Annotated in this window: 17 protein-coding genes; 8 read left to right on the forward strand and 9 right to left on the reverse strand. The window is 64.7% G+C overall.

Annotation, left to right across the window (positions count from 1 at the left end; genetic code table 11):
• Positions 1-37: 37 nt before the first annotated feature.
• From IVA81_RS33955 to IVA81_RS33970, 4 genes are all read left to right on the forward strand, one after another.
• Entirely contained in the window at positions 38-1,009 is a 972-nt protein-coding gene (locus tag IVA81_RS33955) for a TRAP transporter substrate-binding protein (RefSeq protein WP_247326400.1), read from the forward strand.
• A 64-nt stretch (positions 1,010-1,073) separates the two neighbouring features.
• Complete coding sequence (locus IVA81_RS33960) at positions 1,074-1,622, forward strand: TRAP transporter small permease (RefSeq protein WP_247326402.1); 549 nt, start codon at positions 1,074-1,076, stop codon at positions 1,620-1,622.
• Entirely contained in the window at positions 1,613-2,905 is a 1,293-nt protein-coding gene (locus IVA81_RS33965; protein ID WP_247326406.1) for a TRAP transporter large permease, read from the forward strand. The genes IVA81_RS33960 and IVA81_RS33965 overlap by 10 nt, the downstream gene beginning before the upstream one ends.
• Positions 2,906-2,927: 22 nt before the next feature.
• Entirely contained in the window at positions 2,928-3,734 is an 807-nt protein-coding gene (locus IVA81_RS33970) for an SDR family oxidoreductase (RefSeq protein WP_247326407.1), read from the forward strand.
• Between the two features lie 8 nt (positions 3,735-3,742).
• Here IVA81_RS33970 and IVA81_RS33975 read toward each other — a convergent pair whose 3' ends face one another.
• From IVA81_RS33975 to IVA81_RS33990, 4 genes are read right to left on the reverse strand one after another with little or no spacing between them, the layout of a single operon-like run.
• Positions 3,743-4,441, reverse strand: a complete 699-nt coding sequence (locus tag IVA81_RS33975) for a substrate-binding domain-containing protein (RefSeq protein WP_247326409.1) — start codon at positions 4,439-4,441, stop codon at positions 3,743-3,745.
• Entirely contained in the window at positions 4,438-6,570 is a 2,133-nt protein-coding gene (locus IVA81_RS33980) for a molybdopterin cofactor-binding domain-containing protein (RefSeq protein WP_247326411.1), read from the reverse strand. Before IVA81_RS33980 ends, IVA81_RS33975 begins: the two co-directional genes overlap by 4 nt.
• A complete protein-coding gene (locus IVA81_RS33985) occupies positions 6,567-7,037 on the reverse strand; it encodes a (2Fe-2S)-binding protein (protein ID WP_247326413.1) in 471 nt (156 codons plus the stop codon). The genes IVA81_RS33980 and IVA81_RS33985 overlap by 4 nt, the downstream gene beginning before the upstream one ends.
• Positions 7,038-7,052: 15 nt before the next feature.
• Positions 7,053-8,027 (reverse strand): tripartite tricarboxylate transporter substrate binding protein, encoded by a 975-nt coding sequence (locus IVA81_RS33990; RefSeq protein ID WP_247326416.1) that lies wholly within the window; start codon positions 8,025-8,027, stop codon positions 7,053-7,055.
• Positions 8,028-8,259: 232 nt separating this feature from the next.
• Here IVA81_RS33990 and IVA81_RS33995 point away from each other — a divergent pair, with 232 nt between their 5' ends.
• Positions 8,260-10,374, forward strand: coding sequence for a molybdopterin oxidoreductase family protein (locus IVA81_RS33995; protein WP_247326417.1), 2,115 nt, complete (start codon positions 8,260-8,262; stop codon positions 10,372-10,374).
• On the opposite strand, the gene IVA81_RS34000 is transcribed toward IVA81_RS33995, so the two are convergent.
• Positions 10,347-11,738: a caspase family protein gene (locus tag IVA81_RS34000; RefSeq protein WP_247326419.1), complete on the reverse strand. Its 1,392-nt coding sequence runs from the start codon at positions 11,736-11,738 to the stop codon at positions 10,347-10,349. The genes IVA81_RS33995 and IVA81_RS34000 overlap by 28 nt on opposite strands.
• Before the next feature lie 168 nt (positions 11,739-11,906).
• Here IVA81_RS34000 and IVA81_RS34005 point away from each other — a divergent pair, with 168 nt between their 5' ends.
• Complete coding sequence (locus IVA81_RS34005) at positions 11,907-12,689, forward strand: enoyl-CoA hydratase/isomerase family protein (protein WP_247326421.1); 783 nt, start codon at positions 11,907-11,909, stop codon at positions 12,687-12,689.
• A 319-nt stretch (positions 12,690-13,008) separates the two neighbouring features.
• Here IVA81_RS34005 and IVA81_RS34010 read toward each other — a convergent pair whose 3' ends face one another.
• Positions 13,009-13,437 carry a heme-binding protein gene (locus IVA81_RS34010; protein ID WP_247326422.1) on the reverse strand — a complete coding sequence of 143 codons (429 nt, stop codon included), beginning with the start codon at positions 13,435-13,437 and terminating at the stop codon, positions 13,009-13,011.
• A complete protein-coding gene (locus tag IVA81_RS34015) occupies positions 13,430-16,438 on the reverse strand; it encodes an FAD-binding and (Fe-S)-binding domain-containing protein (RefSeq protein ID WP_247326423.1) in 3,009 nt (1,002 codons plus the stop codon). The genes IVA81_RS34010 and IVA81_RS34015 overlap by 8 nt, the downstream gene beginning before the upstream one ends.
• A 205-nt stretch (positions 16,439-16,643) precedes the next feature.
• Between IVA81_RS34015 and IVA81_RS34020 the strand changes: the two genes are divergently transcribed.
• On the forward strand, positions 16,644-17,843 hold the full coding sequence (locus IVA81_RS34020) for an aminotransferase class V-fold PLP-dependent enzyme (RefSeq protein ID WP_247326425.1): 1,200 nt from the start codon (positions 16,644-16,646) through the stop codon (positions 17,841-17,843).
• A gap of 44 nt (positions 17,844-17,887) precedes the next feature.
• The gene (locus tag IVA81_RS34025) at positions 17,888-18,685 is read left to right on the forward strand and encodes an enoyl-CoA hydratase/isomerase family protein (RefSeq protein WP_247326428.1); all 798 of its coding nucleotides are present in this window, start codon (positions 17,888-17,890) and stop codon (positions 18,683-18,685) included.
• 787 nt (positions 18,686-19,472) lie between these two features.
• On the opposite strand, the gene IVA81_RS34030 is transcribed toward IVA81_RS34025, so the two are convergent.
• Both IVA81_RS34030 and IVA81_RS34035 read right to left on the reverse strand, forming a co-directional pair.
• Positions 19,473-19,934, reverse strand: a complete 462-nt coding sequence (locus IVA81_RS34030; protein ID WP_247326430.1) for a hypothetical protein — start codon at positions 19,932-19,934, stop codon at positions 19,473-19,475.
• Between the two features lie 267 nt (positions 19,935-20,201).
• The gene (locus IVA81_RS34035; protein ID WP_247326433.1) at positions 20,202-20,555 is read right to left on the reverse strand and encodes a hypothetical protein; all 354 of its coding nucleotides are present in this window, start codon (positions 20,553-20,555) and stop codon (positions 20,202-20,204) included.
• Between the last annotated feature and the right edge of the window lie 95 nt (positions 20,556-20,650).

Below are 20,650 nucleotides of genomic sequence, written 5' to 3' on the forward strand. Positions count from 1 at the left end.
CCCGACAACGACATAATCAACCCCGGAGGAAGCCCAGATGAAGACACTCACCGGTATCATCACAGCCTTTGCGCTGGCGCTCTCAGCGCCCCTGGCGACCGCACGCGATTTCCGCTCCGCCGACATCCACCCCGCAGATTATCCGACCGTCGAGGCCGTCAAGTTCATGGGCAAGCAGCTCGCGGCGGCGAGCGGCGGCAAGCTTGGCGTGAAGGTGTTTCCGAATGGCGCTCTGGGCTCCGAGAAGGACACCATCGAGCAGCTCAAGATCGGCGCGCTCGACATGATGCGGATCAACGCATCGCCGCTCAACAATTTCGTGCCTGAGACCATCGCGTTGTGCCTGCCTTTCGTCTTCCGGGACACGCAGCACATGCGGACCGTCCTCGACGGGCCGATCGGCGATGAGATCCTGGCCGCGATGGAGCCCGCCGGCCTGGTCGGCCTTGCCTATTACGACAGCGGCGCCCGCTCCATCTACACCGTGAAGGCGCCGGTCAAGTCGCTTGCGGACCTCAAGGGCCTGAAGATTCGCGTCCAGCAGTCCGACCTGTGGGTCGGCATGATCCAGAGCCTCGGCGCCAACCCGACGCCGATGCCCTATGGCGAGGTCTATACCGCGCTCAAGACCGGCCTGGTGGATGCTGCCGAGAACAACTGGCCCTCCTACGAGTCCTCGCGCCATTTCGAGGCCGCCAAGTTCTACAACATCACCGAGCACTCCCTGGCGCCCGAAGTTCTCGTGATGTCCAAGAAGGTCTGGGACACGCTGAGCAAGGAGGACCAGGCGATGGTCCGCAAGGCGGCCAAGGAATCGGTGCCCGTCATGCGCAAGCTCTGGGACGAGCGTGAGCAGGCCTCTCGCAAGACGGTCGAGGCGGCCGGCGTCCAGGTGGTGACCATCGCCAACAAGGCGGAGTTCGTCGATGCGATGAAGCCGGTGTACCAGAAGTTCGCCGGCGACGAGAAGCTGCAGGGCCTCGTCAAGCGCATCCAGGACACGAAGTAGGCACAGCTGCGTCGGATCCGGAGTCGCCGACTTGCGACACCGGATCCCGGCGGGGGAGGCGCGGATGACAGACCCACACGTCGCAGACCATGAGCACGAGGCGGTCGGACGACCATCTACAGGCCTGCTGTCGCGGATCAACGCCCCCGTTGCTCGCGCCGGCATGTATCTGTCCGTGACCGGCCTGCTCGTCATCGTCACCATCGTGTTCTATCAGGTGTTCGGGCGTTACGTCCTCAATTCCAGCCCGACCTGGACGGAGAACCTCGCGCTGGTTCTGATCCTCTATGTCACGCTGATCGGTGCCGCCGTCGGTGTGCGCGATGCCGGACACATCGGCATGGATAGTCTGCTCGTGATGCTTCCGGATCACATGCGGGAGAAGATCGAGCTCGTGATCCACGTCCTGGTGGCCGTGTTCGGCGTTGCGATGGCCTACAACGGCTGGATCCTCGGGTCTTCGGTCGGAACTGTGAAGATCCCCAATCTCGGTCTTCCTGAGGTGATCCGCTACGTGCCGCTGATCGCCTCCGGCGTCCTGATCGTCTCCTTTTCCATCGAGCACATCATGGCTCTCTTGCGCGGCGAAGAGGTCGTCCCCTCATGGAACTGATCATCCTCGGCGCCACCTTCTTCGGCTTCCTGATCCTCGGTGTTCCCGTCGCCTTCGCAATCGGCCTGTCGGCGATCTGCACCATCCTTTATGAAGGCCTGCCGGTCGCGGTCATCTTCCAGCAGATGATGTCGGGGATGAACATCTTCTCGTTCCTCGCGATTCCCTTCTTCGTCTTCAGCGGTGAGCTGATGCTGCATGGCGGCGTCGCCGACAAGATCGTGCAGCTCGCCAAGAATCTCGTCGGCCACATCCGCGGCGGCCTCGGCATGTCGAACGTGGTCGCCTGCACGCTGTTCGGCGGCGTTTCCGGCTCGCCGGTGGCCGACGTGTCGGCGATGGGCGCAGTGATGATCCCGATGATGAAGAAAGAGGGGTTCGACACCGACTACGCCGTCAACGTCACCACCCACGCCTCGCTGGTCGGAGCCTTGATGCCGACCAGCCACAACATGATCATCTATGCCCTGGCCGCCGGCGGCAAGGTCTCGATCGGCGCGCTGATCGCCGCCGGGCTCCTGCCGGCGATCGTGCTGATGGTCTGCATGCTCGTCGCTGCCTACGCCGTGGCGGTGAAGCGCGGTTATCCGGCCGGCAAGTTCCCGGGCTGGGCCGAGGTGTTCCGCTCGTTCGCGGCCGCGCTGCCCGGCCTTCTGATTGTCGGCATCATCCTGACGGGCATCCTCTCCGGCGTGTTCACGGCAACCGAATCCGCCGCCGTCGCGGTCACCTACACGATCCTGCTGACGTTCTTCATCTACCGCACCATGACCTTGAGCAACTTCCTGCGCGCAGCCGCCAAGGCGGTGAAGACGACGGGCGTGGTGCTGCTGCTGATCGGCGTCTCCACCATGTTCCAGTATCTGATGGGGCTCTACGAGGTGGCCGATCTCGCTGGCGAGATGATGAGCAAGGTGTCCACGCAACCCTGGATGATCTTCCTGCTCATCAACGTCATCCTGTTCGTGCTCGGCACGTTCATGGACATGGCGGCGACCATTCTGATCTGCACCCCGATCTTCCTGCCGATCGCGATGAAGGCGGGCATGGACCCGGTGCAGTTCGGCATGCTGATGCTGATCAACTGCGCCCTCGGGCTCAACACCCCGCCGGTCGGAACCACGCAGTTCGTGGGCTGCGCCATCGGCGGCATTTCGGTCGGCGCGGTGATGCGCACCATCCTGCCGTTCTATGCCGCGCTGATCGCAGCACTGATGTTCGTGACCTACGTCCCTGCATTCTCGCTGTGGCTGCCCCGCCTGCTGATGGGCTACAAGGGCTAGCAGCACCAGGGAGAATTTATTCGTGACGGACTATCGCAAGCTCTTCGATCTCACCGGCAAGACCGCAGTTGTCCTCGGTGCCGCCTCCGGCATCGGCAAGTCGTCGGCCGAGGCCCTTGCCGGGTTAGGGGCCCGTGTCGTCTGCGCCGATCGCGCGCTCGACGCCGCGGAAGCGACCGCCGCCGGCATTCGCGACAAGGGTGGCTGGGCGGAGGCAGCTGCGTGCGATGCCGCGAGCGCTGCGGACGTCAGCGCGCTGGCCAAAACGGTGATGCAGAAATTTCCGCGGCTCGACATCGCCGTGACGACGCCCGGGCTCAATATCCGCAAGACCATCCTCGACTACACCGAGGAGGATCTCGACCGCGTCATCAACCTCAACGTCAAAGGCACCGTCTGGTTCTTCCAGGCCTTCGGCCGCATCATGGTCGAGCAGAAGGGCGGCAGCATCATCGCCTGCTCCTCGGTGCGCGCGGTGACCATCGAGCCGGGCCTCGGTGTCTACGGCTCGACCAAGGCCGCCATCGGCCTGCTCGTCAAGGGCTTTGCCTCCGAGGTCGGCCACGCCGGCGTGCGCGTCAACGCGATCGCGCCGAGCATCGCCGAGACCGCGCTGACTGGCCCTTTCAAGCAGCGCCCCGACATCTACAATCTCTATGCCGGCCACACCGTGTTCAACCGCTGGAGCAGCGCCGACGAGGTCGCGACCGCGGTGGCCTATCTCGCCTCGGACGCCGCGAGCTATGTCAGCGGCAGCACGCTGTTCGTCGACGGCGGCTGGACCGCGGTCGATGGCCCGCCGACCGGGCTGACCCAGCTGCACAAATAAGGCGGCATCTAGCCGGAAAAGCCAGCGCGCTGGCGCAGCTCCCTGTGATCTGCGCCAGCCAGGAGCGCGATCAGTGCAGCAGCTTCCTTCGGATGCGCGGCCCTGGCGGTTACGCCGGCCGTGTACATGGTCACGAGCTCGCAGCCAGGCGGCAGCGATCCTGATAGCGCGATGCCGTCGGTCGCGATGATCTCGGTCGCCTGTGTGCAGCCGATCGGCCTTTGCGCAGTGGACGCCGCAAGCTCCCGCATCGCGGTTGCACCGTTCGGAAATATCTTGAGCCGTGAGGCGACCTCATAGGCGATGCCGAGCTGATCCAGCACCTTTGCGACGTGCTGCCCCGCGGTCGAGGCCTTGGTGTCGGGGACGTAGATCGCGTCGGCGCTGCGTAGCACCTCGCGCAGATCGGCCTCGGTCTTCACCGTCACCTTGGGATCACGGCTGCGGACCGCCAGTGCGGTCTCGACGCGGCCGACATCCGTGATCGAGGAGCGGGCGACGAGCTTCTCCTCGGCGAGCTTTGCTAGGAGCGCTTGCGTCAGGATCACGAGATCGGCCGGCGTGCTCGCGCGCAGCTTGTCTGCCATAAGGCCGACCGCCCCGAATTCGCCGTCGATGCCGAAGCCGGTCTGCGCCTTGAAGGCCTCCGTGAGGTCGCGCACCAGGCCTTGCGCCGCGCCACCGCTCAAGATGTTCACTGTCGTCACGACGCAAGCTCCGCAGCTGCAATGATCCTGTCGCGCGTGATCGGCAAATCGCGCATGCGCACGCCGAGGCAGTCGTAGACCGCATTGGCGATTGCCGCCGTCACCGGGCCGTGTGCGGCCTCACCGGCGCCGACCGGCTCGATCTCCGGCCGCTGGATGATCTCGACGTCCACCGCCGGCACCTCGCTGAAAGTCAGGATCGGATAGTCTGTCCAGGAGGTCGAGGTGATCCGCGTCCGGTCGAAGCGGACGCGCTCCTTCAGCACCCAGCTCGTCGCCTGGATCGCGCCGCCCTCGATCTGATTGATGACACCGTCCGGATTGATGGCCTCGCCGACGTCGACCGCGAGCGTCAGCCGCTTGACGCGGATGTCGTCGGTGCCTTCGATCTCGGCAATCGCGGCGCAATACGCGCCCGTGTTCTTGTAGCGAGCGAACCCGACGCCGTGGCCGACACCGGCTTGTTTTTTCGGTTTCCACGCCGCGCGCCGAGCCGCTGCGCGGATGACATCCTTCGCCCGCTCGTCGCCAAGATGCCGCAACCGGAACGCGATTGGCTCTTCGCCGCGCAAGACGGCGATCTCGTCGAGCAGGGATTCGATGGCAAATACATTGCCTTGGGCGCCGAGTGTCCGCAGCGCCGAGGTGCGCACCGGCATGGTCAGCAGCCGGTGGCTCGTGATCGTCCAGGCTGGAAGATCATAGAGCGGCACCGAGTTGCGATCGCCGCCGCCGCCATTGGCCGCCGGCGGATTGGTGGAGATCATGCGCGGATAGGGATTCGCGATCTCGGTCGCGGCGAGCAGTGCGGGCTGCGCCGCGCGTCCCGGCCGTGCGGCATGGCCGTTGCTCCAGATCGCGTGGCGCCAGCCGACGATCTCGTTGTCCGCATCGAGATCGGCCTCGATCTCGATGGCCATGGCCGCACCGAACGGCGCGTGGGACATCTCGTCGTGGCGCGACCACTGCACCCGCACCGGACGGCCGCCGGCCGCTTTCGCCAGCAGCACCGCATCGAGCGCGACGTCGTCGGCCGCGTTGTGTCCGTAGCAGCCGGCGCCCTCCATATGCTCACCGACGATGTTATCCGCGGGCATCTTGAGCACGATGGCGAGATCGGCGCGCAGCAGATAAACGCCCTGGCTGTGGGTCCAGACATGGACTCCATCGCCGTCCCACCTTGCCATGGCGCAAGACGGCGCGATCGAGGCATGCGCAATGTAAGGGCGGGTGTATTGCCGGCGGAGCGTTTGAGCGTGTTTGCGCGTCATCGCCGCCGTCCGTGTCTCGACAACCGTGGTTTCGACCGGCTGGCTTTTCAGGAAGCCCGCGAGATCGTCCTCATCGGGCAGCGACTCGCCGGTCGACCATGTCGCGCCTTTGCGCAGAGCCTTCAGCGCAGCTTCTGCTGCTGCCTCACTGTCAGCGACCACTCCGGAAAAGCCGCCGTCGCGGACGATCGCCACGAGGCCGGGAACGGCGCTCGCAGCGGTTTCGTCGAGCGCGATCAGTTCGGCGCCGGAGATGTCAGGCCGCAGCACGCGGCCGTGCAGCAGGTCCGGCAGTGGGCAATCATGGATGAAGCGCGGCCGCGCGAACACCTTGTCGGGAATATCCACGCGGTGGACCGAATGTCCGGCCACACTGCGCTTGGCAATGCTCCTCGCCGCCGCGCCCGCGGTGGCGTCGTGGTCGAGCGAGACCTCGCCAGCCAGCTCCCAATAGCTGGTCCTGACGTTGCCCGGTCCCGAGATCGTGCCGTCATCAACATCGAGCAGCGAGACCTCGACGCCGAGACGTTCCGATGCAGCCGTGAGAAATCGCTGGCGCACCTCGGCACAGGCGTGGCGCAGCGCGCGGCCGGATTGCTGGATCGACAGGCTGCCCGAGGTGACGCCCTCGTTCGGGCTCATCGCCGTGGATGCGCGGATCATTTCGATCCTGGAGATCTGGACATCGAGCTCGTCCGCCGCAATCTGCGCCAGCGCCGTGACGATGCCCTGGCCGATCTCGACCTTGCCGGGCGAGATCGCCACACCGCCTTCACCAATGAAGTTCACCCAGGACGACAGTTTTGGATTGGCCGCGAGGCTGACGGGCAGTTTCGGGGCAGGGGGCGACGTCGTCATGACGCCGCCATCTCCGCAGCCGCACGCAGCACGGCGCGGACCATGCGGTTATGCGATCCGCACCGGCACAGATTGCGATCGAGTGCCGCTCTGACCTCGGCCTCGGTCGGGAATGGATTGCGCTTCAAGAGCGCCGCCGCGCTGATGAGGATTCCGGGGACGCAATAGCCGCATTGCATCGCCTGCTCGGAGATGAAGGCACGTTGCAGCGGGTGCGGTCGCTCGGCCGTGCCGAGGCCTTCGACGGTGACGACGTCCTTGTCCGCGACTGACCACATCGGCATATCGCAGGAGGTTATCGCGCGGTCGCCGACCATGACATGACACGCCCCGCACTCACCGGCGCCGCAGCCGAAATGCGGACCGGTAACGACGAGCCGGCCGCGCAGCACATCGAGCAGCGGCTGGTCCGGATCGGTCTCCACGGCCGTCGCCGTACCGTTGAGCTGGAATTGAATGGTGGGCATGCGCGCTCTGCGGCCTCAGGATTTGTCGAACTTCTTGACGACGTCGGCCCATTTCTCGATATCGCCGCGGAGGAATTTGTCGAACTGTTCGGGCGTCATCGACATGGGCACGGCACCCTGTTCCGTCCAGAGCTTGACGATGTCGGGCCGCTTCACCATTGCGTTGACAGCCGCATTAAGTTTGTCGATCACAGGCTTCGGCGTTCCCGCAGGAGCCATCAGGCCGAGCCAGATCGTCGCCTCATAACCCGGAACGCCCGCTTCGATCGCGGTTGGCATGCTCGGCAGCACTGCTGAGCGCTGCTTGCCGGTGGTCGCGAGCGCGCGCACCTGATTTTCGGCGATGTTCGGCGCCATCGCCGGCACCGCGTCGATCATCATCTGCACCTGTCCGCCGATCACGCCGCTGCGCGCCTCGCCGCTGTTGCGATAGGGAACGTGGACGACATCGACGCCGGCCATGGCTTTGAACAGCTCGCCGGCCATGTGGTACGGCGTGCCCTGACCCGAAGAGGCGTAGTTCAGCTTGCCCGGTTGCGCCTTGGCGAGAGCGATGAACTCGGCAAGTGTCTTCGCCGGCACCTGCGGGTTCACCACGATGACGAGATCGGAAAAGTTCACCGGAGCGATCGGCGCGAGGTCCCGCATCAGCTCGTATTTGCGCTTGTCCGGGGTCAGCAGCGATTCATTCGCGGTCTGGGTGTTGGACATCATCAACAGCGTGTAGCCGTCCGCTGGCGACTTCGCCGCCTCGATCGTGCCGATGACACCGCCGGCACCGGTGCGGTTCTCGATCACGAAGGGCTGGCCGAAGCTCTCCTGGAGCACATTGCCGATCAGCCGTGCGGCGACGTCGGCCGGTCCGCCGGCGCCGAAGGGCACGACGATGCGGACCGCGCGGTTGGGATAATCCTGTGCCTTTGAGGGGGCTGCGCAGAAGGCGCCGAGCAGGCCGACGGCGACCACCAGCATGAATCCTCGGGCCTTCATGCCCACCTCCCTGATCCCGTTTTTGTTGGCCGCACTGTAACGGCAGGGAATGCGGACTGTCGACCGCTGACGAGGCCGATCACGCCGGGAATATCGTGCCGTTTTCGGCCTGGCGCGCCGCTCTTCGCGGTCGCAGCAGGAACCCGCAGCGCACGTGATCTGAGCAAATCGCATGGGCATTGCCGGATAAATGCCCTCGGCTGACAGGTATTTTGGTGTTACGAATTTGGCCATGAACCAGCACGCCAAGATCGAAATCCGCCATTCGACCTGTCCGCATGATTGCCCGTCGGCCTGCGCCCTCGATGTCGAGGTGGTCGAAGGCCGCAGCATCGGTCGTGTCCGTGGTTCGAAGCAGCAGACCTATACGGCCGGCGTCGTCTGCGCCAAGGTCGCCCGCTACGCCGAGCGCATCCATCACCCCGAGCGGGTGACATTTCCGCTGCGACGCATCGGGCCGAAGGGCTCGGGGCAATTCGCGCGGATCTCCTGGGACGAGGCGCTGGACGAGATCGGGCATCGCTTCAACGCGGCCGAGCGCGAGTTCGGCGCGGAATCGATCTGGCCCTATTACTACGCCGGCACGATGGGCCTCGTGATGCGCGACGGCCTCAACCGCCTCACGCATGTGAAGAAATATTCCCGCTTCTATCAGACCATCTGCGCCAATGTCGCGCGCATCGGCTATGCCATCGGCACCGGCAAGATCGCCGGCGTCGATCCGCGCGAGATGGCGCTCTCCGACCTCGTCGTGATCTGGGGCACCAACCCCGTCAACACCCAGGTCAACGTGATGACCCACGCCTCGCGCGCACGCAAGGAGCGCGGCGCCAGAATCGCGGCGGTCGACATCTACGACAACGAGACCATGAAGCAGGCTGACATCAAGATCATCCTGCGGCCCGGCACCGACGGTGCCTTTGCCTGCGGCGTCATGCACGTCCTGTTCCGCGACGGCTATGCCGACCGCGCCTATATGGACAAATACACCGATTGTCCTGCCGAGCTCGAGAAGCATCTGAAGACGCGCACGCCGGAATGGGCCTCTGCGATTTGCGGCGTACCGGTGGCGGAGATCGAGGCGTTCGCCAAGGCGGTCGGCGAGACCAAGCGGACCTTCTTCCGGCTCGGCTACGGCTTCACCCGCTCGCGCAACGGCGCGACGCAGATGCATGCCGCGACCTGCATTCCCGCGGTGACCGGCGCCTGGCAGTATGAAGGCGGCGGCGCCTTCTTCAACAATTACGCGCTGTGGCATTTCAACGAATCCATCATCGAGGGCCACGACGCCATCGACCAGAACATCCGCGCACTCGACCAGTCGAAGATCGGCCGTATCCTCACTGGCGATGCCGAGGCCCTGCGCGGCAGGGGGCCGGTCAAGGCGATGCTGATCCAGAATACCAACCCGATGACCGTGGCGCCGGAGCAGGCGCTGGTAGCCCAGGGCTTTGCGCGCGAGGATCTGTTCGTCGCGGTGCACGAGCAGTTCTTGACCGAGACGGCTCAGATGGCCGACATCGTGCTGCCGGCGACCATGTTCATGGAGCATGACGATCTCTATTACGGCGGCGGCCACCAGCACATCTCGGTCGGGCCGAAGCTGATCGATCCGCCCGGCGAATGCCGCTCCAACCACGAGGTCCTGCAGGGGCTGGCCCCGCGGCTCGGCGCCAAGCATCGAGGTTTCGAGATGACGCCGCGCGAATTGATCGACGCGACGCTGAAGCTCAGCAACCACGGCGACATCGCCGGCCTCGAAGCCGACATCTGGCGCGACCTGCAACCGGACTTCCGCACCTCGCATTTTCTCGATGGCTTTGCCCATGCCGACGGGAAATTCCATTTTAGGGCAGACTGGGCGCATCCGCCGTTCGGCGTGACGATGGGCGATTTCGACAAGATGCCGGCGTTGCCGGACCACTGGGCGGTGATCGAGCAGTCCGACCAAGCCCATCCGTTCCGGCTTGCGACCAGCCCTTCGCGCAGCTTCCTCAACACCACCTTCAACGAGACCCCGTCCTCGCAGGCGCGGGAAGGCAAGGCGAGCGTGATGATCCATCCCCTGGATGCAGCCGCGCTCGACATTGCCGACGGCGATGCGGTGACGCTCGGCAATACCCGCGGCGAGACCTCGCTGGTCGCGACGCTGTTCGACGGAGTGCGGCGCGGCGTCCTGATCGCGGAGTCCGTTCATCCCAACAAGAACCATATCGGCGGGCGCGGCATCAACATGCTGACGGGAGCCGAAACCGTCGCGCCGATCGGCGGGGCCGCCTTCCATGACAACAAGGTCTGGATCAGGAAAGCCCCTGCGGCTCAGGGCACGCATTCCGTGACGCCGTAGCCCGCGAACTCTTTCGCGATGTCAGGGTTCATTGACTTCGCCTGCGCGATGTCCGTGGCGCCGTCGCTGCCGCTTTTGCGGGTGGCAATGCCGCGGCCGAACAGCGACGATGACGAGCGCGGGTTGCGCTGGATCGCGTCGTTGTAGTCCTTGATCGCCTCAGCAGTCCGGCCGAGCTTGAGGTTGACGAGCCCGCGGCTGTCGAGCGCATCGCTCAATCCGGGATCGATCTGGAGCGCAAGATTGCAGTCGGCGAGCGCGCCCTGCAGATCGCCGGTCGCAGCGCGCGTCCAGCACCGGTTGTTGAGCGCCTCGCCATCCCTGGGATCCTTGCGGATCACAAGGTCGAAATCCTGCATGGCGAGCGCATAGGCGCGCTTGATCGCATAGACCTGGCCGCGCTTGTAGCGCGAGGCGACGTCATTTGCGTTCGCCGCGATCTTGCGGCTGAGATCGGCGATGACGGGATCCTTGGCGAGATCGTCGGCGCTCGGGGGCGGCTCCGCTTGCGGCGCCTCGCAGACCGGCTTCTGCGGCTCCGGTTTCTGAGGCTCTGGCTTCGTCGGGTCGCCGGCCTTGTTGTTGGCCGGCTGCGCCACCGAACCTGCGAACGAGAATTCCGTGGTCAGCGAGGACGACAGCCACGGCACCTGCTCCCGCTTGGTGGCGGCGACCACGCCGTTCTTGGTGTTGGTCAGGGCTTGCTCGGCGCTGATGTTCGGCGCGCGCATCTCGCGGAGCAGCTCGGCGACGAACAGGCCGTGCTCGGTCTTGCCGCTGGCGGCAACCGCGCCGAGCGCTGCGGAGTAGAGCACGAGCGAATTGCTCGGTGCGATCGCAGGCGCAAGGCCCGCCGAATAGCGGCGGAAGCGCCGCTCGAACGGGTTGCGGCGCGAGGCATCGATCAGCGCGATCTTGATCGCGGCGCCGCGCGTGTTCATTTCGGCGAGGATGACATCGAGGCTGAAGCCGTCGCGCGCCACGTCCGGCTCGGTCCAGATCTGCGCGTCGACCGGAAGCAGGTAGGTCTGCCGGTTGGACTGGATGGCAAGACCGTCGAAGAAGATCAGCGCCACCGCGCCGCGTTCGATGCGGGCATAGAAGCGATCCAGCACCTGCCGCATGGCGTCGGCCGTGAGATTGCTCTGGCGATCGACGACGAAGCCGTCGCGCTTCAATTCTTCAGTGACGTCCTGAGCATCGTTGGTGACCTCGTTCAGCACGAATTCGTTGTCGGGGTATCTTGCGTTGCCGATCACCAGCGCGAGCTTGGCGGCGTCGGCCGCGCGGCTTGCAGGTCCTGCGCTCAGCACGAGCAAGCCTGCCAGCAACAAAATCGTCGCGGTGCGCATGAAATGGCTCATCGGTGATCAAAATCTCCAGTCAGGATAGCGGTCGTCGCCGTTAATTCAATCGCCATGCGAATTTGCGCCCACACGCTATGGTGAGACAGCGTTGCAGATTGCCCTTGCGCGCGCTGCCGGTCCTGCCGCAAATGGCTGCAAAACGGAAGACAAGGAAGCGAGCGTACCATGACCGATACCACGGCAATCATCACTGAGAAGCGCGGGCAGGCATTCTGGATCACCATCAACCGGCCGGAGAAACGCAACGCGCTGAACGGCGAGGTCATCGCCGGCATCACCAAAGGCTATCGCGACGCGCATGACGACAAGGACGTCCGCGTCATCGTGCTGACGGGCGCGGGCGACAAGGCGTTCTGTGCGGGCGCCGACTTGCAGAATTCCGGCGCGGCTTTCGCGATGGACCATTCCAAACCAAATGTCGACTATGCCGATCTGTTACGTTTGTCACAGAACGCCACCAAACCGGCGATTGCACGGGTCGGCGGCGTCTGCATGGCCGGCGGCATGGGCCTCTTGTGCATGACCGACATGGCGGTTGCGGCCGATCACGTCATCTTCGGCCTGCCGGAGGTGAAGGTCGGCGTGTTCCCGATGCAGGTGCTGAGCCTGTTGCAGAGTATCGCGCCGCCGCGTCTCGTCAACGAATGGGCGCTCACCGGCGAGCCCTTCGATGCCAAGGCGGCGCTGAGCGCGGGCCTGCTCAATTACACCGTGCCGACGGCCGAGCTCGATGCCAAGGTCGACTGGCTGATCGGCCGCATCGTCGACAAATCGCCGACCGCGATCCGTCGCGGCAAATACGCCATGCGTGCCATCGCCTCGATGTCGTTCGACGAGAGCATCGCCTACACCGAAAGCCAGATCGCGCTGCTCGCGATGACCGAGGACGCCAAGGAAGGCCTGAAAGCGTTCAGCGAGAAGAGGAAGCCGGTCTGGACGGGAAGGTAGAAGAAGAGCTCGACCTCGTGTCCCGGACGCGCTGCAGCGCGTGAGCGTTGCGGCGCAGAGCCGGGACCCAGCGGCGGACGGGGACATTCGTTAGGATGGGCCCCGGCTCTGCGCCGTAACGCCGAAGAGGCGCTGCGCTGCGTCCGGGGCACGAAAGTGCGGTCCACGAGCTCAGTTCGATTTCGAAAGAGGATGTAGTCGCATCCTCCGCGGTCATTCCGGGGCGCGCGTAGCGCGAGCCCGGAATCCATCATGCAGCACGCGATACGGCGAAATGGATTCTGGGCTCGCGCCAAGTGGCGCGCCCCGGAGTGACAAGCTACCCCGCGTTGGCCTTCAGCCCCGCAGCCTGGATACCCGCGAGCGCGCAGGCCTCGTCATTGTCGGAGGTGTCGCCGGAGACGCCGACGGCGCCGAGCAGCGTCGTGCCGTCCATGATCAGCACGCCGCCGGGGACCGGCACCAGCGCGCCCTTGGCCAGGGTGTTCACGGCATCGATGAAATAGGCCTGCTCCTGGGCGCGCTGGAACAGCGCACGTGAGCCCATGCCCATGGCGAGCGCGCCATAGGCCTTGCCGTGCGCGATCTCGCCGCGCATCAGGCTGATGCCGTCCTGCGCCGCGGCGAGCTTGAGCACGCCGCGGGCGTCGAGGATGGTGACGACCAGCGGCTTGAGCTTGAGCTCGCCGGCCTTCGCGAAGGCGGCGTCGAGAATCTTGCGGGCGGTGTCGAGGGTGAGGTCAGCCATGGTTGGTTTCCTTTGCAGCGGTTGAGGTGGAATTGGTTTCGGCGCGATCAAGGCTCATCGCCAGCACGCGCGCGACGTGAAGCGCCTCGCGTCGCGCGCCGTCGTGGATCTGGTGGCGGCAAGATGTGCCGTCGGCGACGATGAGCGCAGCCTGATCAGCGCGCCGCACGGCGGGCAGCAGCGACAGCTCGGCCATCTCGATCGAGGCATCGTAGGTGTCCGCGCCATAGCCGAACGCGCCGGCCATGCCGCAGCAGCTGGACTCGATGGTCTCGACTTTCAGGCCGGGGACGAGGCGCAGCACCTGCTCGACGGGCTTGAAGGCGCCGAAGGATTTTTGATGGCAATGGCCGTGCACCATTGCCTTGTCGGCGACGGCGCCGAGCGGCAATTGCAGCCGACCCGCCTCGGCCTCGCGCACCAGGAATTCCTCGAAGGTCAGCGCATGTGCGCCGACCGCCTTGGCGTCATTGTCCTTGCGCAGCGAAGCGAGCTCGTCTCGCAGTGTCAGCAGGCAGCTCGGCTCGAGACCGACGATCGGCACGCCGCGCGCGGCGAAGGGCGCAAAGGCCGCCACCAGACGATCGAGCTCGGCCCTGGCCTCGTCGACGAGACCGGCGGAGAGGAACGTGCGCCCGCAGCACAGAGGACGGCTGCCGCTCGCAGGCTTCGGCAGATGCACGCGATAGCCGCCGGCCACGAGCACGCGCAGCGCTGCGTCGAGGTTCTCGCGCTCATAGATGCGGTTGAAGGTGTCGGCGAACAGGACGACCTCGCGGCCGGTCTCGGGTCCAACCGCTTCCGCCGGCGGCGCAAACACGTCGCTGCGGAAGGCGGGCAGGGCGCGGCGCGCGCTGATGCCGGCAAAGCGCTCGAACAGCTTTCGCAATAGCGGGCTGCGATTGCGCAAATTCGCCAGTGGCGCGAAGCGCGAGGCGAGGCCGGCATAGTGCGGGAGATAACCGACCAGGCGATCGCGCAGCGTCAGGCCGTGGGAGGTGACGCGTGCGGCGAGCACTTCGATCTTCATCTTGGCCATGTCGACGCCGGTCGGGCATTCATGGCGGCAGGCCTTGCAGGAGACGCAGAGTTTCAGCGTCTCCATCATTTCGTCGGAAGAAAGCGCGCCCTCGCCGAGCTGGCCGGAGATCGCCAGCCGCAGCGTGTTCGCCCGGCCCCGTGTGACATCCTTCTCGTTGCGCGTCGCACGATAGGACGGGCACATCACGCCGCCCTCGAGCTTGCGGCAGGCGCCGTTGTTGTTGCACATCTCGACCGCGCCTTGGAAGCCGCCGCCGGCGCCCGGCCAGGCCGACCAGTCGAGCTTGGTCTTCAGCTCGCCGACGCGATAGTCGGGCTTGAAGCGGAACAGCGAGCGATCGTCCATCCTGGGCGCGTCGACGATCTTGCCGGGATTGAGAACGCCGTCGGGATCGAAGCGCTGCTTCACTTCCCTGAAGTCGGCGACGAGACGCTCGCCGAACATCGTCTCGTGGAATTCGGAGCGCACCAGGCCGTCGCCGTGTTCGCCGGAATGCGAGCCCTTGTACTCGCGCACCAGCGCGAACGCCTCCTCGGCGATGGCGCGCATCGCCTTGACGTCCTTCTCCAGCTTCAAATTCAGCACCGGGCGCACATGCAGACAGCCCTCGGACGCGTGTGCATACATCGTGCCGCTGGTGCCGTGTCTGGCGAAGACTTCGTTCAGCCGCGCGGTGTAGTCGGCCAGATGCGGCAGCGGCACGGCGCAGTCCTCGACGAAGGAGACCGGCTTGCCTTCCTGCTTCATCGACATCATGACGTTGAGGCCGGCGGCGCGGAAATCGGCGATGCCGCTCTGCAGCGCCGGCTCTGATATCTCGACCACGCCGCCCCATTTGCGCGTCTCGTTGGTCCAGCCGAAGCCGAGATCGCCCATCAGCTCGCCGAGCTGCTCGAGGCGCGTCAGGTTATCCGCCTGGTCTTCTTCCGCGAACTCGACCACCAGCACGGCGTCAGGATCGCCCTTGATCGCGGCCGAGATGATGGGCCTGAACATCGCGATGTCGCGACCGAGCGCGAGCATGGTGCGATCAACCAGCTCGACCGCGATCGGTTTCAGCTTGACCAGATGCTGAGCCGCATCCATCGCCTCGTAGAAGCTACCGAAATGGCAGATTCCGAGCGCCTTGTTACGGATCACAGGCCACAGCTTCAGCTCGACCTTGGTGGTGAAGGCCAGCGTCCCCTCGGAGCCGACCAGGAGATGCGCCATGTTGTTGCGCGCATTGCGCGGCACCAGCGCATCGAGATTGTAGCCGCCGACGCGGCGCTGCACGTTTGGAAAGCGCGCGGCAATCTCGTCGGCTTCGTGGGCCCCGAGCTCGAGCATGTCGCGGAACAGGGCGCGTGCGCTGTCGCCGGCCTCGACATCGGAGAGATCGCGCGAGACCTCGCCGAAGCGGCTGAGCGTGCCGTCGGCCAGCGCCGCCTCCATCGACAGCGTGTTGTCGCGCATGGTGCCATAGCGAAGGCTGCGGCCGCCGCAGGAATTGTTGCCGGCCATGCCGCCGATGGTGGCACGCGACGCCGTGGAGACGTCGACCGGAAACCAAAGGCCGTGCTTCCTGAGCTGGCGGTTGAGGTCGTCGAGCACGATGCCGGGCTCGACCACGCAGGTCCGGCCCTCGACGTCGAGTGCCAGGATCCGGTTGAGGTGCTTGGAGAGATCGACCACCAGCCCGTCATTGACGGTCTGGCCGCATTGGGAAGTGCCGCCGCCGCGCGGGGTGACCTTGCGTCCCTCGTCGCGGGCGATCGCCATGGCCCGCAGCGCCTCGTCCATGGTCCGGGGCACCACCACGCCGGCCGGCAAGATCTGGTAGAACGAGGCGTCGGTGGCGTAGCGGCCGCGGCTGAAGCCGTCGAACAGGACGTCGCCAGTGATTTCCCGGGCCAGACGTGCTGCCAGACGGTCCGTTTGGACCGATTCCGGTGATTTTCCAGCCACTTCCGCCGCCATGGTCCGCTCTCGCCTGTTCGCCGGCACCGTCTTGCCTCCCGTCACGGCCCTTGGCAAGCGAGCCCTGCTTCTTGTGCATTGACGGACCCCGCCGGGCGAGGGACAAGCCCGGCGAATAGTGATATGCGAGCGGCTCGCCGGAGCCCTCAATGCGGGCCCACGGGCGCTCGAGCCAAGACAGCCTCGAAGACCGGGAAGGACGCCGATGACCGTGCACACTGGAAGGCATTTCCTACAGATTCCAGGACCGACCAATGTGCCCGACCGGGTGCTGCGGGCGATGGACATGCCGACGCTGGACCATCGTGGTCCGGAGTTCGCCGAGCTCGGTTTTGCGGTTCTCGCCTCGATGCAGCGGGTGTTCCGCACCAAGCAGCCCGTGATCATCTTCCCCTCGTCCGGCACCGGCGCCTGGGAAGCGGCGATGGTCAATGTGTTCTCGCCCGGCGACAAGCTCCTGATGTGCGAAACCGGCCAGTTCGCCGTGCTGTGGCGCGGCATCGCCGACAAGTTCAAGCTCGACGTCGACTTCATCCCGAGCGACTGGCGCCACGGCGCCGACCTCGCCGAGATCGAGAAGCGCCTGGTCGCCGACAAGCAGCACGCGATCAAGGCGGTCTGCGTCGTTCACAACGAGACCTCGACCGGCTGCGTGACGCCGCCGCTGGAGGTGCGCAAGCTGCTCGACCGCGTCAAGCATCCGGCGCTGCTGATGGTCGATACCATCTCCGGCCTCGGCTCGATGGAATATGAGCACGACGCCTGGGGCATCGACGTCTCGGTCGCCGGCTCGCAGAAGGGCCTGATGCTGCCGCCCGGCCTCGGCTTCAACGCCGTCTCGGACAAGGCGCTGGCCGTGGCGAAAGCCAATCCGGGCATGCGCTCCTATTGGGATTGGCAGGAGGTGATCAGCTTCAACAAGCTCGGCACCTTCCCCTATACGCCCGCGACCAACCTGCTCTACGGACTGCGCGAAGCGGTGAAGATGCTGGAAGAGGAGGGGCTGGAGAACGTCTGGACCCGCCACAAGCGTCACAGCGCGGCGACGCGCGCGGCGGTCAAGGTCTGGGGCCTGGAGACGCAGTGCGCCGATCCGGCGGCGCACTCGCCGGCGCTGACCGGCGTGCGCGTGCCGGATGGCCATGACGCCGACGCCTTCCGCAAGGTGGTGCTGGAAGCCTTCGACATGTCGCTCGGCACCGGCCTGAACAAGGTCAAGGGCAAGGTGTTCCGGATCGGCCATATCGGCCATTTCAACGATCTGATGCTGATGGGCACGCTCGCCGGGGTCGAGATGGGTCTGGATCTGGCCAAGATTCCGCACCGGAGCGGCGGCGTCTTGGCGGCCATGGACGTCCTGAAGGGGCGCGACGTGGTGCCGATGACCAAGGCCCAGGTGGCCTAGAGCCCAGCTAGCCTGGACTGACCGAGAGAAGAAGAGAGCGCGCGATGAACGCACCGACGACCGCTAACGAAGACCTGCTCTACTCCGTCCAGGACGGCATCGCGCGGATCACCTTCAACCGCCCGCAGGCGCGCAACGCAATGACCTTCGCCATGTATGACCGCATGGCCGAGATCTGTCTGGAGATCAACGCCGATCGCTCGATCAAGGCGCTGATCCTGACTGGGGCCGGCGACAAGGCGTTCGCCTCCGGCACCGACATTTCCCAGTTCCGTGCGTTCAAGACCGCGCAGGACGCGCTCGACTACGAGGCCCGGATCGACCGCGTGCTCGGCACGCTCGAGCAGTGCCGCGTACCCGTGATCGCCGCCATCGCCGGCGCCTGCACCGGTGGCGGCGCCGGCATTGCAGCCTGCTGCGACCTCCGTATCGGCACCGAGACGATGCGGATGGGCTTTCCGATCGCGCGCACGCTCGGCAACTGCCTGTCGATGTCGAACATCAGCCGCGTCGTCGCGCTGGTCGGGCCCGCCCGCACCAAGGATATGATCTTCAAGGCGCGCCTCGTCGAGGCGCAGGAAGCGCTAGCGCTCGGCTTGCTCAACGAGATCGTCCCTGATGTCGAGACGCTGCAGCGCCGCGCCGACGAGACGGCAAAACTCGTCGCAAGCCACGCGCCGCTGACGCTGGAGGCGACCAAGGAAGCCGTGCGCCGCATCCGCCGTACGCTGTCGCGCGAGGAAGGCGAGGACCTGATCCTGAAGGCCTATATGAGCGAAGATTTCCGCGAGGGCATGGACGCCTTCCTCAACAAGCGAACGCCGAACTGGAAGGGCAAGTAACCGATCTATTGAATTGACACTGCAGAAGCTACGATGCGGGGCCTTGAAATCTATTTCTTGCCCAAAACTTTCAATCGGAATTGTAAACTTGGAGCCGCAGGAACCGCTGCGTTGGTCTAGAGGTATGCCGAGAGAGGTCCTCATAACACTGTGGTCCTTGGCTGCTGCGTGCGTGGTGGCTTTCAGCCTAGCCGCACTCGTGTCATCGCATTAGGATTCACGCGTGTGCTTCTTTCAGGTCGTCCTGGTTGTTCTTTTGCTGGCCGGTGCTGGTACAGACGTGTTCGCTAAAAGCACGCCGCACGACCCAACACCTAAATCGCAGTGCCTCGTGAATGCGTCCGAACTGCCGTCGGGAACGCCAAGGGTCGTGTGTCCGACACGCAGCTCGCCGGGAGGCTTTTGCGTCTGTCCCAAGTTCTCGGAGGATGGCCAAGCCGAAGGATACTATGTTGGGACGGTAAGATAGCATCCGCGAACGCAAGGCAGGTCCTCAGCGAGAGCTAGCCACCGCCGCTAAAGGGGGTGGCGCCTAGCTACCTTTTTGCTCTGACTACCGAGGGGCAGCTTTCGGGAGGCGAGCCGATCAGGGCCATTCGGCCTGGCCAAGGCAGCCTTTGTCCCTTCAGCGACCTCGGGAGATGTCCGTTTTTCCGCCGCTATTAGGGGGGAGCAGACATCAGGCGGCCAGCCGCCTTTGAGTACACGGCCTAGGTTGATGTTGCGGAACTAAGATCGTGCGGCACACTTGGATTCACTCCTCGCGGCCATAGCCATCCCGACGGGTCTAGATCTCGCGAGTTTCTCGGTAACTTGTAGCTTTATCAATGAGGCACGTCGTGCCTGATCGTTGGAGGTGCTCCGCGATAATTCCGGCGCGGTGAGCAATCTTGCGCTGAGCGACCTTGAGAGCTCCGGCCCGTTGGGCGCGCGCGAAGACATCACAGATCGCTGGGAGGAAGTCCGGCGCGTAACCGAACGTTTTCACGCCTTGTTTGGTGCGGAATTCAATCTGCTTAGCGATCATAGCTAGGCCTTCGCCGACAAAGGGCGCTAGATTCTGCACTGTCAAAAAAGCAGGGAGATTGGCGCCGGCCCTGTAATGCTGGCGTCCTTTGGGTGGCCGAATGCGGCCTAGGCCTACCATAACGCCATCGTGAGTGATCACACGTTGACCGTCGTCGAGGACGGCAACTTCGATATCGATGTCTCCAAAGTGAAGGACACCTTCATGCGACGCCTGCGGCAAGTATCTCGCCCAACGGGCCTTGGCAGCCTTCCGCGCAATCTCCCTTCGCTCCTCGCCCGATAGCGCAGCTGCTCTTGCGGTTCCGCCAGCGGCTCGGGCGGGCACGCCCCACTGCACTTTCCAGCGCGTTCTCTTCCGCTCGGGAACGGGGCTCAGGTCTACTTTTCTACGCGTATTCATACTTCAGGACTATGGTTGGATCAGAAAATTGCAAGCGCGGCGGGGAAGCAAAAATGGACTGGGTGAAGCGATCTTGCTCGCACGATGTTACGCCGCGAGCAATGCCGGATCATTCAATACGGCCTTAACACGTGCAGGGGAAGAGCAGTGCCAGACTGCTGTGCAGAATGCTTTGAGCATCGCGTCCTTGCACTTAATTTGTGGAACCGGCCGAAGCGTTGCCGTGAGAGCTTGGGCAACGCTGAGTGCTTGGTAGACATTCCGCTCCTGATATAGCTTTGGACCCAATAGGCTTCCCAGCATTCCGCCCCAAAAGCTGTGCTTGTGAGACCGTACCAAGACGCCCTTCTTGCCGACGGAGATCCAACAGGCGTCTCCGTTGTCCAAGATGATCGTCGCGTCGTGGCCAAATTTCTCGTTGATATAGAGCAGGCGCGGCATCACTTCACACTCTGAATTTGTCTAAAATTAGGAAAAATCGAATCATCTGAGCATCTCGAGGATCTCCGGACCCGATCAAGGCCATTGAGCTCTTT

Source organism: Bradyrhizobium sp. 141, assembly GCF_023074055.1.
Classification (GTDB): domain Bacteria; phylum Pseudomonadota; class Alphaproteobacteria; order Rhizobiales; family Xanthobacteraceae; genus Bradyrhizobium.

Excerpts from the sequence above, each read along its gene's own strand:
- IVA81_RS33955 (WP_247326400.1), top strand. The coding sequence starts at position 38 with ATGAAGACACTCACCGGTATCATCACAGCCTTTGCGCTGGCGCTCTCA.
- IVA81_RS33960 (WP_247326402.1), top strand. The coding sequence starts at position 1,074 with ATGACAGACCCACACGTCGCAGACCATGAGCACGAGGCGGTCGGACGA.
- IVA81_RS33965 (WP_247326406.1), top strand. The coding sequence starts at position 1,613 with ATGGAACTGATCATCCTCGGCGCCACCTTCTTCGGCTTCCTGATCCTC.
- IVA81_RS33980 (WP_247326411.1), bottom strand. The coding sequence starts at position 6,570 with ATGACGACGTCGCCCCCTGCCCCGAAACTGCCCGTCAGCCTCGCGGCC.
- IVA81_RS33985 (WP_247326413.1), bottom strand. The coding sequence starts at position 7,037 with ATGCCCACCATTCAATTCCAGCTCAACGGTACGGCGACGGCCGTGGAG.
- IVA81_RS33990 (WP_247326416.1), bottom strand. The coding sequence starts at position 8,027 with ATGAAGGCCCGAGGATTCATGCTGGTGGTCGCCGTCGGCCTGCTCGGC.
- IVA81_RS33995 (WP_247326417.1), top strand. The coding sequence starts at position 8,260 with ATGAACCAGCACGCCAAGATCGAAATCCGCCATTCGACCTGTCCGCAT.
- IVA81_RS34000 (WP_247326419.1), bottom strand. The coding sequence starts at position 11,738 with ATGAGCCATTTCATGCGCACCGCGACGATTTTGTTGCTGGCAGGCTTG.
- IVA81_RS34005 (WP_247326421.1), top strand. The coding sequence starts at position 11,907 with ATGACCGATACCACGGCAATCATCACTGAGAAGCGCGGGCAGGCATTC.
- IVA81_RS34010 (WP_247326422.1), bottom strand. The coding sequence starts at position 13,437 with ATGGCTGACCTCACCCTCGACACCGCCCGCAAGATTCTCGACGCCGCC.
- IVA81_RS34015 (WP_247326423.1), bottom strand. The coding sequence starts at position 16,438 with ATGGCGGCGGAAGTGGCTGGAAAATCACCGGAATCGGTCCAAACGGAC.
- IVA81_RS34020 (WP_247326425.1), top strand. The coding sequence starts at position 16,644 with ATGACCGTGCACACTGGAAGGCATTTCCTACAGATTCCAGGACCGACC.
- IVA81_RS34025 (WP_247326428.1), top strand. The coding sequence starts at position 17,888 with ATGAACGCACCGACGACCGCTAACGAAGACCTGCTCTACTCCGTCCAG.
- IVA81_RS34035 (WP_247326433.1), bottom strand. The coding sequence starts at position 20,555 with ATGCCGCGCCTGCTCTATATCAACGAGAAATTTGGCCACGACGCGACG.